General features: G+C 71.2%; 13 protein-coding genes. 12 read left to right on the top strand and 1 reads right to left on the bottom strand.

Annotation, left to right across the window (positions count from 1 at the left end; genetic code table 11):
- Nucleotides 1-144 precede the first annotated feature (144 nt).
- Nucleotides 145-2,436: a RelA/SpoT family protein gene (locus tag ACFYTQ_RS03760; protein WP_387357037.1), complete on the top strand. Its 2,292-nt coding sequence runs from the start codon at nt 145-147 to the stop codon at nt 2,434-2,436.
- Here ACFYTQ_RS03760 and ACFYTQ_RS03765 read toward each other — a convergent pair.
- Entirely contained in the window at nt 2,412-3,266 is an 855-nt protein-coding gene (locus ACFYTQ_RS03765) for a DMT family transporter (RefSeq protein ID WP_387356826.1), read from the bottom strand. The genes ACFYTQ_RS03760 and ACFYTQ_RS03765 overlap by 25 nt on opposite strands.
- Before the next feature lie 393 nt (nt 3,267-3,659).
- Here ACFYTQ_RS03765 and ACFYTQ_RS03770 point away from each other — a divergent pair, with 393 nt between their 5' ends.
- The 11 genes from ACFYTQ_RS03770 (at nt 3,660) to ACFYTQ_RS03820 (ending at nt 13,748) form a co-directional block, all read left to right on the top strand.
- Nucleotides 3,660-5,252, top strand: a complete 1,593-nt coding sequence (locus tag ACFYTQ_RS03770; protein WP_387356828.1) for a cutinase family protein — start codon at nt 3,660-3,662, stop codon at nt 5,250-5,252.
- Between the two features lie 57 nt (nt 5,253-5,309).
- The gene (locus tag ACFYTQ_RS03775) at nt 5,310-6,233 is read left to right on the top strand and encodes a hypothetical protein (RefSeq protein ID WP_387356830.1); all 924 of its coding nucleotides are present in this window, start codon (nt 5,310-5,312) and stop codon (nt 6,231-6,233) included.
- 14 nt (nt 6,234-6,247) lie between these two features.
- A complete protein-coding gene (locus ACFYTQ_RS03780; protein ID WP_387356832.1) occupies nt 6,248-7,114 on the top strand; it encodes a MinD/ParA family protein in 867 nt (288 codons plus the stop codon).
- On the top strand, nt 7,111-7,770 hold the full coding sequence (locus tag ACFYTQ_RS03785) for a hypothetical protein (RefSeq protein ID WP_387356834.1): 660 nt from the start codon (nt 7,111-7,113) through the stop codon (nt 7,768-7,770). Before ACFYTQ_RS03780 ends, ACFYTQ_RS03785 begins: the two co-directional genes overlap by 4 nt.
- 135 nt (nt 7,771-7,905) lie before the next feature.
- Complete coding sequence (locus tag ACFYTQ_RS03790) at nt 7,906-8,202, top strand: hypothetical protein (protein ID WP_062515034.1); 297 nt, start codon at nt 7,906-7,908, stop codon at nt 8,200-8,202.
- Between the two features lie 14 nt (nt 8,203-8,216).
- A complete protein-coding gene (locus ACFYTQ_RS03795; RefSeq protein WP_387356836.1) occupies nt 8,217-8,462 on the top strand; it encodes a hypothetical protein in 246 nt (81 codons plus the stop codon).
- Between the two features lie 13 nt (nt 8,463-8,475).
- Nucleotides 8,476-9,117 carry a hypothetical protein gene (locus ACFYTQ_RS03800; RefSeq protein WP_387356838.1) on the top strand — a complete coding sequence of 214 codons (642 nt, stop codon included), beginning with the start codon at nt 8,476-8,478 and terminating at the stop codon, nt 9,115-9,117.
- Nucleotides 9,114-9,941: a hypothetical protein gene (locus tag ACFYTQ_RS03805; protein ID WP_387356840.1), complete on the top strand. Its 828-nt coding sequence runs from the start codon at nt 9,114-9,116 to the stop codon at nt 9,939-9,941. The genes ACFYTQ_RS03800 and ACFYTQ_RS03805 overlap by 4 nt, the downstream gene beginning before the upstream one ends.
- The gene (locus ACFYTQ_RS03810; RefSeq protein WP_387356842.1) at nt 9,926-10,789 is read left to right on the top strand and encodes a hypothetical protein; all 864 of its coding nucleotides are present in this window, start codon (nt 9,926-9,928) and stop codon (nt 10,787-10,789) included. Before ACFYTQ_RS03805 ends, ACFYTQ_RS03810 begins: the two co-directional genes overlap by 16 nt.
- Entirely contained in the window at nt 10,783-12,261 is a 1,479-nt protein-coding gene (locus ACFYTQ_RS03815) for a hypothetical protein (protein ID WP_387356844.1), read from the top strand. The genes ACFYTQ_RS03810 and ACFYTQ_RS03815 overlap by 7 nt, the downstream gene beginning before the upstream one ends.
- The gene (locus ACFYTQ_RS03820; RefSeq protein WP_387356846.1) at nt 12,258-13,748 is read left to right on the top strand and encodes an SCO6880 family protein; all 1,491 of its coding nucleotides are present in this window, start codon (nt 12,258-12,260) and stop codon (nt 13,746-13,748) included. Before ACFYTQ_RS03815 ends, ACFYTQ_RS03820 begins: the two co-directional genes overlap by 4 nt.

The raw sequence follows: 13,748 nt of genomic DNA on the forward strand, positions 1-13,748 counted from the left end.
AGAGGTGGTGGCATGACTCAGCATCTGGAGAAGGCGAATGCGGAGCAATCGTCTGCTGGCGGCGGCGTGCCCGCCGAGGCCGCTCCCGCGCCGCCGTCGCGTCCGGCGGTGACCGAGCCGAAGGCCGCGCCCACCCCGGCCAATATGCCGATGCGCCAGCCCGGCAGCCCCGCCGCGGTCCCGACCTCCGCCTCCCGCCGGGTGCGCGCCCGCCTCGCGCGGCGCATGACCGGGCAGCGCGGGATCGCCGCGGTCAAACCGGTGCTCGAACCGCTCGCCAGCGTGCACCGCGAGCTGTACCCGAAGGCGAATCTGCAACTGCTGCAACGGGCTTTCGACGTCGCCGACGACAAGCACGCCCACCAGTTCCGCAAGTCCGGCGACCCGTACATCACCCACCCGCTCGCGGTCGCCAACATCCTCGCCGAACTCGGCATGGACACCACGACGCTGGTGGCCGCGCTGCTGCACGACACCGTCGAGGACACCGGCTATTCGCTCGAGGAGCTGACCACCGACTTCGGTCCCGAGGTCGCCCACCTGGTCGACGGCGTCACCAAACTGGACAAGGTCAACCTCGGCGCGGCGGCCGAGGCCGAGACCATCCGCAAGATGATCATCGCCATGGCCCGCGACCCGCGCGTGCTGGTGATCAAGGTCGCCGACCGGCTGCACAACATGCGCACCATGCGCTTCCTGCCGCCGGAGAAGCAGGCCAAGAAGGCCCGCGAGACGCTGGAAGTCATTGCGCCCCTTGCCCATCGGCTCGGCATGGCCACGGTCAAATGGGAGCTCGAGGATCTGGCCTTCGCCATCCTGCACCCGAAGAAGTACGACGAGATCGTGCGCCTGGTGGCCGACCGCGCGCCCTCGCGCGACACCTATCTGGCCAAGGTGCGCGCCGAGATCGTCAACACCCTCGCCGAGAGCCGCATCAACGCCGTCGTCGAGGGCCGGCCCAAGCACTACTGGTCGATCTATCAGAAGATGATCGTCAAGGGTAAGGACTTCGACGACATCCACGACCTGGTCGGCATCCGCATCCTCTGCCACGAGGTGCGCGACTGCTACGCCGCGGTCGGCGTCGTGCACTCGCTGTGGCAGCCGATGGCCGGGCGGTTCAAGGACTACATCGCCCAGCCGCGCTACGGGGTGTACCAGTCGCTGCACACCACCGTGGTCGGGCCGGACGGCAAACCGCTCGAGGTGCAGATCCGCACCCACGACATGCACCGCACCGCCGAATTCGGCATCGCCGCGCACTGGCGCTACAAGGAGACCAAGGGCAAACACTCCGGTGACGCCGCCGAGGTCGACGACATGGCGTGGATGCGGCAGCTGCTCGACTGGCAGCGCGAGGCCGCCGACCCCGCGGAGTTCCTGGAGTCGCTGCGCTTCGACCTGAAATCGCCGGAGATCTTCGTGTTCACCCCGAAGGGCGATGTCATCACGCTGCCGCAGAAGTCCACCCCGGTCGACTTCGCCTACGCCGTGCACACCGAGGTCGGGCACAAGTGCATCGGCGCGCGGGTCAACGGGCGGCTCGTCGCGCTGGAACGGCAGCTGGAGAACGGCGAGGTCGTCGAGATCTTCACCTCCAAGGCGCAGAACGCCGGGCCGTCGCGGGACTGGCAGAACTTCGTGGTGTCCCCGCGCGCCAAGGCCAAGATTCGCCAATGGTTCGCCAAGGAGCGGCGCGAGGAGGCGCTCGAGGCGGGCAAGGAGGCGATCAGCAAGGAGGTCCGGCGCACCGGGCTGCCGTTGCAGCGGCTGATGAACGTCGACGCGATGACCGCGCTCGCGCACGAGCTGCACTTCACCGACATCTCCGCGCTGTACGCGGCGGTCGGGGAGAACCAGGTGTCCGCGCACACCGTCGTGCAGCGGCTGGTCACCCAGCTCGGCGGCGTCGGCGACGTGGAAAACGAACTGGCCGAACGCAGTACACCGTCCACGCTGCCCGCGCGGCAGCGCACCAGCGGCGACGCGGGCGTGGAGATTCCCGGCGCGCCGGGCACGGTCGCGAAGCTCGCCAAGTGCTGCACCCCGGTGCCGGGCGACGAGATCATGGGTTTCGTCACCCGCGGGGGAGCGGTGAGCGTGCATCGCACCGACTGCACCAACGCGGATTCGCTTCAGGCACAGGCGGAACGGATCATCGACGTCAAGTGGGCGCCCTCGCCGTCGTCGGTGTTCCTGGTGGCCATCCAGATCGAGGCCCTCGACCGCACCCGCCTGCTGTCGGACGTCACCAAGGTGCTCGCCGACGAGAAGGTCAACATCCTGTCCGCGTCGGTCATGACCTCCGGGGACCGGGTGGCCATCAGCAAGTTCACCTTCGAGATGGGCGACCCGAAGCATCTGGGTCACCTGCTCAACGTGGTCCGCAACGTCGAGGGCGTCTACGACGTCTACCGGGTGACCTCGGCGGCCTGAGCGCGCGAAAGCCGAACGGCCGCAACGCACATCACCAGCACCGCCGCCACCACGAAGGCCGTGCCGAGCGGGCCGCTGCGCAGCCGTTCGTCCAGCACGGTCATGCCGAGGAAGACCGCGCCCAGCGGTTCGGCGACGGTGAACGCGGGCAGCGACGCCGACAGCGGCCCGACCTGATAGCCGCGCTGTTGCAGATACAGGCCCACCGTGCCGCTCGCGACCAGGGTCCAGGTCTGCCAGCTGGTGAGCACCGCCCGCAACCCGTGTTCGAACAACTCGGTGACGTGCTCGGTCAGCGCGGCCGCGATACCGAACAGCAGGCCCGCGGCCGTGCCGAGCAGCAACGCTTGGAGGGCGGGCACGCGCACGACGCTCGCCACCGCCACGCCGATCGCGATGGCGCCGAACAACATTCCCAGCGGCAGGGCCCAGCGATGCCAGGGCGCGTCCGTGCCGCCCTCGGTCGGATCGCCCACGATCAGGAACACCGCCAGCGCCACGGACAGCGCGATCGCCTGCGCCCACATCAGCGGGGTCACCCGGCGGCCGCTGTAGTGCGCGGCCAGCGGCAGCGCGAACACCAAGGCGCTCACCAGGATCGGCTGCACCACCAGCACCGAGCCCAGCGCGAGCGCGGCCACCTGGAACGCGAATCCGCCCGCGTCCCCGACGATCCCGGCCCACCAGCGCGGATTGCGGATCAGCCGGGCGAGCAACGCCTCGCCCTCGGGGACATCGGAGGCCGCCCGCTGCTGCGCGACCGCGGACACGGCGAACAACACCGCGCCGACGAACGCGCAGACCACGGCGGCGACAGGAAGATCGACCACGCGCCCAGTCTGCCGGTGCCGCAGGCCCGTCCGAAGGCGGGGGCGTCGGTGTGTCGCGGGGGCGCGCCCGATCGGGGCTTCGGCGTGTCTCGCGGAGATCGGCGATGAGACCGCGTGGTTCGGCGTATGATCGCCACACGGTTGCTCCTCGGCGCGAAATCCGGCGTACCGGACGGGAATTCTTCCGGTCGGCCCCGCCTCGCCGACGGTTTCTTCCGGGATCGCGCGTGCACTGTGCAGGATGCACTGCGGCGTTCGCCGGATTCTGTTACGGTCTATTGCGTTTCGGGGCCTCGCAGGGCAATGGCGACGCTTCGGACGACGACGCTCTCCTGGGTCGCCGCGAGCCTCGACCCTCCGGACTTTCGCATACGCTGGTGTAGGGGGTGAGAGATGCCGACCGCGCAGGCGGCCCGAAGCAGGCTGGGCGGTACCGTTCTCGCTGTCGCGGCGATCGTCGCGGCACATCCGGTGCCCGCCGCCGCGGGGCCCGTGGCCCCGACCACGAATCTTTCCGTCGACACCTGTCCCGCGCTGTACGCCTTGGGCATTCAGGGCACCGGCGAGTCCTCGCCGGACGCCGCGCCCACGACCGACACCGGGATGCTGTCGTCGGTGTTCCTGCCCCTGCTGGCCAAGGCGCCCGATCGGGGTCTGGTCGATCGGGCCTACGTGCCCTACGAGTCCTCCTTCGGCGGCGCGGTCGGGCCCGGCGCGGCGCCGTACGCGCAGTCGGTGTTCGACGGCCTGGATCGCTTGCGCGGCATGGCCGCTCAGGTCGCCCAGCGCTGCGACAAGACCCGGTTCGCGATCGTCGGGTATTCCCAAGGGGCCCATGTGGCCTCGCTGTTCGCCCAGGAGATCGGGCGCGGGCAGGGCGTTCTCGCCCCGGACCGGATCGCCGCGGTCGCGTTGTTCGCCGACCCCACCCGCACCGCCGGGGCCCCGCTCTTCCCGGGTTCGCCCGACCGCCACACCCCCGCCGCCCCGCCCGGCACCGCGGGCGAGCGGATCGCGGCCGTGCCCGCGCTGCCCCTGCCCCCGGCCACCGGCGGTGGCATCGGGCCGGGCCGCGATCGGGCCGCCGACTTCGGCGCGCTGACCGGACGGGTCGCGAGCCTGTGTCTCGCGGGCGATCTGGCGTGCGACGCCCCCGCGGGCGCGCCGATCCTGCGCGCGGTCGCGAGCGTCGCCGGACAGTCCACGCTCTCGGGCGGCGATCCGGTCGCCTCGCTGACCTCGATCGCGCAGGCGCTGGCGTTCACCTCCATCAAGACCGCGACCGCGGTCGTGAACCAGGATCTGCGCGGCGGCACCTCGGCCTCGCTGTCCTATCAGCCCGGCGAGTCGATCTCCCAGCGCATCGCCGAGGCCGCCGATCCCCGCGCGCGTCTCGACGTGGCCGAGCCGATGCGGGCGCTGCTGCGGGTGGGCGCGATCGGCCTCAACGCCGTCGGCGTCGTCGTGCGCGCGGTGCTCGATCCCACGGTGCTCACGCAACTGGCCACGGCCGCCCTCGACGACCCGCCGAAGGCGCTCCGGCTGCTGGGCGGCCAATTGACCGGTGCGGTGACCCAATTGGTGCCGCCGACCACGGTGTCGCGGCTGATCGAGCAGTCCTATCAGGCGGTGGTCCAGACCATCACCGACAATCGCGAACTGCTCGACACCACGACGTGGGTGCGATACTGGGACACCGTGCAACGGCACAGCGCCTACGCCACCGCGGCGGTCGACGCCCGCGGCGACGCGCCGGTCCGATACGTCGCCGACTGGCTCGCCGCGGCGGCCCGGGATCTGGCCGCCACCGGTGCCGCCGGGCAGCCGCCACGGGCCGGTGCGGGTGGTCCTATCAGCGGAATCTCGGTCCCGGCACCCGGCGCGTCGAGTTCGCCTAATTCGTCGGGTACGGGACAATTTCCGTTCGGGACAGGTTCCGGTCCCAGCGCCGACGCCCACGACAACTACCCGTTCTCCACGAACTGATCGCCGAGAGGGTCCGACGATGCTGCACAACGTGGCTGGCTCCGCGGGGGTAGGGGAATGTTGAAGTCGTACAAAGACCTCCGGCGCTGGTACCCGCCGCTGGAACCGGTCGGCGACGCCGAACGGCCCGCGCCCGCGGCCCAGCCCGTGACCCCCGCCTTCGCCGACGACGGCGCGGCCCGGTACCCGCACTACATCCGCGAGACCGAACCCGAACCCTTCGACCCCGCCTTCGTCGACGAACCGCCCACGCGGCGGGCCGAATTCGTGGGCGGCTGGAGCGACTGGGTCGGCAATCACGCGCCCGGCCCCGACGACGACTATCCGGTCGGCGAGGGCGAGGTCGTGCCGTTCCCGTGGGACGACGACCCCGACCCCGAGGACGAGCTGCCACGCCGCGCCCGGCTCGGCCGCGCCGAGTCGGCCGGGACGCCGACCAGCCTGCACCCGCATCGCACGCGCAACCGCCTGCTCGTTCTCCTGGCGATCGCCGTCGTATTGCTCATCGCCGCAACGGGTTTCGCGGTGTATCTGCTCACCCGCGACTCCGGCGCGGCCGGGCGGGCGCCGCTGACCATGCAGCTGTCGGTGGCGACCACCGACGCCGCCGCCGACGCGTGCCCGACCGAACAACTCCCCGGCGTGCTGCGCGGCGCGGAACCGGGCGGCACCGACTCCGGACCCGCGGCCATCATGTGGTTCCAGCACGCGTACTACGTGGAGCGGTCCGGCGAGCGCGCCCGGGAGGTCGTCGCGCCCGACGCGGTCGTGCCGCCGCCCGCGGTCATCCAGCGCGGCATCGACTCGGTGCCGCCGGGCACGGATTACTGCGTGCGCGTGGTGACCCGGCACGACGGCGAATACGCGGTCGAGGTCACCGAGCGCCGCCCGGGCGGCGTGCCGAGCACCTACAACAGGCAGACGGTGACCACCGCGGTGGTCGGCGGCCGCACGCTGATCACGAGCATCACGGCCGGGTAAGAGGGAGAAGGCAGATGGGACAGGACTGGAGCCGATGGCTCGACGAGGCGCCCGAGACCGGCGACCCCGCGGCCGCGCGCGCGAAGGCTCCGGTGGTGCGGCTGGGCCAGGACGGGGACGAGGAGGCCACCGGCTCGTTCACCCGCCCGATCCTGGTGGTCGGCGGCTGCGGCGGCGCGGGCACCACCACCACCGCCCTCGGCCTGGCCGGTGAGATCGGGGCGGCGGGCGCGCCGACGGTCGCCGTGGACGCCACCGCGGCGGGCAGCGATCTCGCCCTGCGCGGCGCCGACGAGCACCTGAGCCCGATCAGCCTGCAACAGTGGCTCTACGGCCGCGGCGACGACGAACCCGCCCCGCTCAAGGACTGCCTGTCCCAGGCCACCTCCGGCATCGGATTGCTGTGGCGCGACGCGGCCCCGCTGCGCCGCCGCGCGACGTATCTGACCGTGGCGCGGGCGATCTCGGACGCGGGCTACACCCCGGTCTACGACGGCGGCAGCCCGATCGCCGCCCGGCACCTGCGGCCGCTGCTCGAGGACGCGGAAGTGGCTCTGGTGCTTGCCATTCCGGCCCGCGCCGACGCCGCGAACCGGCTGCGGGTGACCCTGGAATGGCTCGACGACGAATTCGGCGGCCAGACCGAGGGCCAGGGCGGCGGCATCGTCGGCGACACCACCGTCGTGGTCTCGCATCAGCAGCCCGGCGGCGAGGCCGAGGTCGCCCAGCATCTGCGCGAACACCTCACCGGCTGGGTGCGCGCCATCCGTGAGATTCCGTACGACTCCCATCTGGCCCGCGGTGAACTGGTGCGGCACCAGGCCCTCGCGGCCGAGACGCGCCGGGCATATCGCACGTTGCTGGCGGGGGTGGCATCATGACCGCGGCCATGAAGCAACATCGCTCCGAATCCTCGCCCGCGGCAGGCGTTGTCGCCCCGCCGGAATCCCGTCGCGCCCCGATCTGGGAACGACCCGTGCCCGGGGTCGGACGCGCCCCGCTGGTGTGGCTGCTCGGCGTGCACGGCGGCGCCGGGGCCAGCACCCTGGCGCACGTGCTCGCGCCCGCCGCGGACTCGCACCGGCGCTGGCCCGGCGTGTTCGATCGCGAATCGCCCTACGTCGTGCTCGTCGCCCGCGAGACCATCGCCGGGCTGACCCGCGCCCACGACCTGTTGCGCCAGTACCACGCCGGGCTGGCGGGTCCGAGCGAGGTGCTCGGCATGATCACCGTCGCCGCGCGTCCGGGCCGCCTGCCCGCCGAGATCCGCCGCTACCGCGATGTGGTGGGCGCGCTGGCGGGGGAGATGTGGCAGCTGCCCTGGCACGAGGAGTGGATCCTGGTCGAACCCGATCAGCTGCCGGTGTGGTCGCCGTCGGATCCACCCCCCTCACTCAAGAAGCGCAAACTCGATCCGTTGCAGGAGGTCCCGCGCGACGTCGACGAACTCGGCGCGAGCATCGTCGCCGTGGTTCGCGAAAAGGTCAGCGCCGCAGCGTCTTCGCGCCGTGATCGGGACGAGGAGCACGATGAGTAGCCCCGCCCCGTCCCCGGGTCCGCGCCCGGTCCGGCCGTTGCGCGCACCGACCGGACGGCACCGAGATGTTGTAACCGAGGGTGTGCCTCAGGTACACGGTTATGTATTCCGATCACCTATGGAGAAGGACGCTCGATGAGTACCATCCTGCTCGCCGTGCACGACACGTACGGCGCAGTTCTCGCCCAGGTCGGGAATCCGACCCCCGAGGCGCCGCCCGCCTCGGAGAAATTGCTCAAGTTGGTTCGCTATTTCACCTGGTTCGTGCTGCTGTCCGGCATCCTCGGCATCACCTACGCGGGCGGTAGGTTCGCCTGGGAGAAGTGGACCGGCGGCGGGCTGGAGTCGCCGAAGATGGTGGCGGGGGCCATGATCGGCGGCATCGTCGCCACCAGCGCGGGCACCATCATGAACGCCGTGATCGGAACCTAGGAAAGGCCGCGATCGTGCTTGCCTACAAGCAGATTCCCGCCGAGGTCATCGAGCCGGTCATGCAGCTGATCAACTGGCTGCTGTGGGTCGTGCTGTTGTTCTGTCTGGCCTGGATGATCGTCTCCGCCGGCCGGTTCTGGTCGGCGTTCCGGGACGACATGGCCATCAACGACGCGTCCCACGGCGTGGTGATGAGCTTGATCGGAGCCATCGTGGCCACCTCGGCGAGCGCGATCGCGCTGACCTTCCTCCCGACGTGAACGGTTGCGCCCCATGACCTCCGCCGAGCCCCGCACCCGCACGCCCGCCCCGCGTCTGCGGCGCACCGCCATGGGCGTGCTCGGCCTCGCGGTGCTGGCGGCCGCGGGGTGTGGCGAGGACGCGACGGCGCAGACCGATCCCGCTCATCCGCCCACCGGGGTGCGCTGGCAGCCGTATCAGGGCGTCGCGCTGCCCGTGACCGAACAGGGTCCGACACGCGACGACGACGGCGCCGCAACGGGTTTCGATCGCGGGCCCGCCGGAGCGGCGGTGGCGGCGGTGACCCATGCCGTGCGCCTGGCGATCGCGCCCGACAACCAGTGGTCCACGGTGCTCGCCAAGGAGGTCGTGCCCGGCCCCGCCCGCGACGGCTGGGCGGTCGATCGGGTGCAGCTCTCCGTCACCGGGCCCGCGGCCCGCGAGTACGCCCCGCGCGTGCTCGGCTATCGCATCACCGGCTATTCGCAGGACAGAACGACCGTGGACGTGTTCACCGAATACTCCGACGGCTCGCGCGCGGTGCACCACACCACCGTCGAGTGGTTCGGACAGGACTGGAGGTTACGGCTGCCCGACGCGGGCGCCACCGAGCGGCCCGTCGACGCGATCGACCAGTTACCCAGTGACATCGTGATTCTGGAGGCCCCGACATGAGTCCCAAGGACTCCGACCCGACCGAGCGCACCGTCTCGTTCGGCGTCATCGCCTCCGCCGCGGTCGTCGCGCTCATCGTGATCGTCGGGGTGTTCATGTACGTCGGGCGCGACGACTCGGGTCACAAGGCCCCCGCCGACGCCGGGCCCGCCCCGGCCGCCGGGACCGGCGCCACCGGTTTCGCCGACCCGGAGGTCGACCTGTTCGGCCGCCGCATCGACATCCCCAACAACGCCGCCGGGCAACCGCTCGCCCAGGACTCGACCGAACAGCACCACCCCGGCGACAAGGACTGGCTCACCGCCGCCCCCGCCGGAACCACCGAACCCCGTGGCTGGCAACGGGTTTACGGCGCCTCGGTCCCGTTCTCCACCAGCGACGGCCCCACCGCCATCGAGAACGGCATGGCCGTCGGCTACGCGCACACCCCGCAGGGCGCCGCCCTGGCCGCGGCCCAGATCACCTACCGCCTCAATGCCCGCCCCGCCGACCGTGACGTGTACGTGCGCCAGGTGCGGGCCACCGCCCAGCAGATCGCCGCCTACGACAAGGCCCGCTCCGCCGGCAAACTCCCCGAACAACAACCCGAGCGCATCACCCGATACCTGGTGGCGCCGGACGCCTTTCAGATCGAGAATTATGCCGACGACATGGCCATCGTCCGACTGGCCGCCCGCGGCCCGGTCAACGACGGCAAACAGCTGTGGGCGGCGGTGCGGCTGATCATGGTGTGGGACGACGGCGACTGGCGACTCAAACCGACCGACGCCCGCGCGTCGCAGACGGAATACGTGGATTCGCTCGGGGGGTGGACGAAATGGTGAGCGGGCCGGAGCGGGGGAGCGGATGGCAACTGCGCGTGCTCGGCGTGGCGGCGCTGGTGACCGTGGCGCTGGCGGTGGCGGTGACCCTGTGGGGCACGCGGCACACCGGGAGGAGCGCGGCCGCGGGCACGACCCCGACCCCGGTGGCGGCGAACGCCACCGCCGGACCGGTGAGCCGATCCGCCTCCGGCGTCCCGAATTTCACCGCGGTGGAGACGGATTCGTTCGGGCATCGGGTCGACGTGCCGGAAAGCGCTGCGGGCGAGGCGCTTCCGCAGGCGGGTCGGGCGCATCGTCCCGAGGATCCGGACTGGCTGACGGCGGCGCCCGGCGGCACGGACCGACCCGGCGGCTGGCAACGGGTGTACAACGGACCGGTGCTGCCCTTCTCGACGACCGACGGCCCGACCGGGCTGGAAGGCGATGTGCCCGTGGGCTTCTCACACACCCCGCAGGGCGCGGCCCTGGCCGCCGAGCAGATCTACTGGCGGGTGTCGGCCCGGCCTGCCGATCGGGCGCTGTGGCAGCGGCTCGTGGAGCTGACCCCCGAGGAACAGGCCGATCACGACCGCAGGATCGCCGAGGGCAGGGTGCCCGCGCAGCTGCCCGAGAAGGCCAGGCCGCTGCTGAACGCCTCGGACGCGTTCCGAATCGAAAGCTACACAGATGATCTCGTGGTCCTGCGCATCGCGCGCAAGACCGGTGAGTTCCTGCACGGAGGCAAGAGCTGGCTCGCCATGCGGCTCACCGCTGTCTGGCGTGCGGGCGATTGGAAAGTGAAGTCCGGCGTGGGCGAGGAACAGCCGTTGGAAACGATCGACTCGATCGAAGGGTGGACACGATGGTGAGGCGGGTTGTCACGATACTCGCGGTCATCTTCACCGTAATGATCGCGACCCCGACGGTGGCCTACGGCCAGACGTACGGGTACGACCAGACGTGCAACGAGATTCACGACGATCTCGACGGGCTCAGCCTGCCCGGGGTCTCGCTCGGCGACGCCGCCTCCGCCGCGTGCAAGGCGAGCAATGCCGCCACGCACCCCGGGGACGCCGCGAACGCGGTGAAGGACAAGGCGTGGGACTCCACCTTCGGCAAGGTGGTCGACTCGCTGATGAACGGGCTCGGGCAGGCGCTGATCCTGGCGCTGACGTTCTGGATGAAGGTGCCCAACGAGAAGCTCAGCGACAGCGGGGCATTGTTCTCCAAGATCAACGACTACACCTATCAGGCGCAGATATTGCTGCTCATGGTGTCGGTGATCCTGTCGGGCATGAGATTGGCGCAGGCCAGACGCGGGGCGGTGCTGAGCGAGGCCGAGGAATCGTTCCGGATGTTCGCGCGGGTGGTGTTCAGTTCCTGGATGCTGGGCGCGGTGATCGTCGCGGCGGCGCAGGCGGCGGATCGCTTCTCGCAGTGGGTGATCCAGGACGCCAGCAACGGCAACGCCAAGGACATCGCCGAGCTGTTGGTGAAAACCTCGAAGCTGCAAGCGTTCTCGCCGGGTCTGGTGCTGATCATCGCCATCGTCGGACTGCTCGGCGCGCTCGGGCAGATCGTGCTGGCCATCGTGCGGCAGGGGCTGCTGGTGGTGGCCGCGGGCATGCTCCCGCTGGCCGCCGCGGCGGGCGGGACGAACACCGGGCGGCAGTCGTATCAGAAGCTGCTGGCCTGGATCATCGCGTTCCTGCTGTGGAAACCGGTGGCCGCCATCGTCTACATGATCGCGTTCATCACGGTCGGCAACACCGACCAGATGACCCCGACCGCCGGACTGCCCGACGCCGATCAGGCGCAGCGCATGCTGGTGGCGATCGTGCTGCTGTGCAGTGTGGCGTTCGTGCTGCCCGCGCTGATGCGGCTGGTGGCCCCGACGGTCACCATGATCGGTACGGGCGCTTCGGGTCTGGGCGCGACCGGCGGCGTGCTGCTCGGCGCGGCGGCGCTCGGCGCGGTCGGCACCAAGGCCGTGTCGGTGGGCGCGCGCGGGACCGCCGCCACCGGCGCCCCGGGGTATGTGAATCGCGGCGGTCGGCCCCCCGGCGGCGCACCGGGTCTGCGGGGTCCGGGCGGGCGGCCGGTGCCGCCGCGCGGTCCGGACGGACAGCCCGCGGGCGGCGGCGCGGCGGCCGCGCGTCCTGCGGCGCCGCCCGGTTCGGGGCCAGTACCATCCGGCCCGGCACGAATCATGAATCGCATCACCACCGCTCGTGCGGCCGGTGCGCCCCTGGGCCGGGCCGACGACGCCATGGGCGACGTCGCCGGCGACCGCTGGGCCAACCGCGCACCCGACCTCGGTAGGAGCACGATTCCGCGATGACGACGAGCGAGAGTTACGAGCGCCGGTCCTACGGACTGTGGCAGAAACCCCGCAGCGCAGGCCTTTTCGGTCTGCGCTGGGGGGAGACCGTGCTCGGCTTCATCGTGGTCATCTCGGCTCTGCTCACGGCGCTGGTGGCCGGTCCGAAGGCCATGTTCTTCGTCGCGGGCGTCGGCGTGGTCGTGATGGTTCCCCTGGTGTGGCGCACGGGCGGCCGCTCCGGTTACGAGACGGGATTGATGATGTTCCACTGGTTGCGCGGCCGGAACAAGGGTGAGCACGTCTACCGGGGCGGCCGGTTCTCGCGCATCCCCGGCGGGGTGGCGCGGCTGCCCGGTCTGATGGCCCCCTCCAAGCTGTACGAGGGCATCGACGCGGGCGGTTACAGCTTCGGCATGATCCACCTGCCGCAGTTCGCGCAGTACACGGTCGTGCTGCGGGCCTGGCCGCAGGGGCACGAGGCGGTCGACCAGCCGGTGATCGACCGGTGGGTGTCGGCGTGGGGGACGTTCCTGGCCTCGCTCGGCCAGACCTCCGACATCATCGCGGTCGTCCCGGTCATCGACACCGTGCCCGAGACCGGAAACCGTTTGCTCACAGAGGTTTCCACGATCACCCACCCGCAGTCCCCGGACCTGGCCCAGCAGGTGATGTACGAACTGGCCACCGAACTGCCGCAGGAGCGGGTGCAGCTGCTGCCGCGGGTGGCGATCACGTTCAAGGCCACCACCGCCGAGCGCCGCAAGAATCCGGCCGAGGAGGCGGTGGAGATCGGGCGGCGACTGCCCGGCATCTGCGCGGCGCTGGCCGAGGCGGGCGTGCGCGCGCAGCCGATGTCGGCCGACGAGGTCATCTCCTTCATCCGGCGCAGCTACGATCCGGCCGCGCAGGCCGATCTCGAGGTCGCGGCCAGCGAACCGGGCGGGCACGGCCTGGATTGGGCCGATGCCGGGCCGATCTCGCACGAGGAGCGCTGGGACCACTTCATCCACGACGGGGGCCGCTCGGTCACCTGGGAGATGGAGACCGCCCCCGAGGGCGCGGTGGACGAGCGGGTGCTGCAACGGCTGCTCGCGCCGAATCCGGAGGTGCCGCGCAAGCGCATCGCCATCGTCTATCGCCCGCACTCGGCCGCCGACGCCGCCGAGATCGTCGACGACGACTACAAGAACGCGCTGGTCGCCCAGCAGAGCGAACGCGGTGTGGTGTCGGCCGCGGCGACCCTGCGCGTGGGCGCCACCCAGCAGGCCCGCGAGGAGCAGGCCCGCGGTCACGGCGTCACCCGGTTCGGGGCGCTGGTGACCATCACCGAACCCCTGCGCGGCGACCTGCCGCGCATCGAGGCCATCACGCGCGACCTGTCCACGCAGGCGCGCTTGAAGATCCGGCGGTGTTACCGCTACCAGGCGGCGGCCTTCGCGGCGTCGTTGGGATGCGGGGTGATCCTGCCGGAGCACGCGTCCATTCCCAAAGCCTTGGCGGGGTGA

Origin of the sequence: Nocardia sp. NPDC004068 (assembly GCF_042874315.1) — a bacterium.
Taxonomy (GTDB): Bacteria; Actinomycetota; Actinomycetes; order Mycobacteriales; family Mycobacteriaceae; genus Nocardia.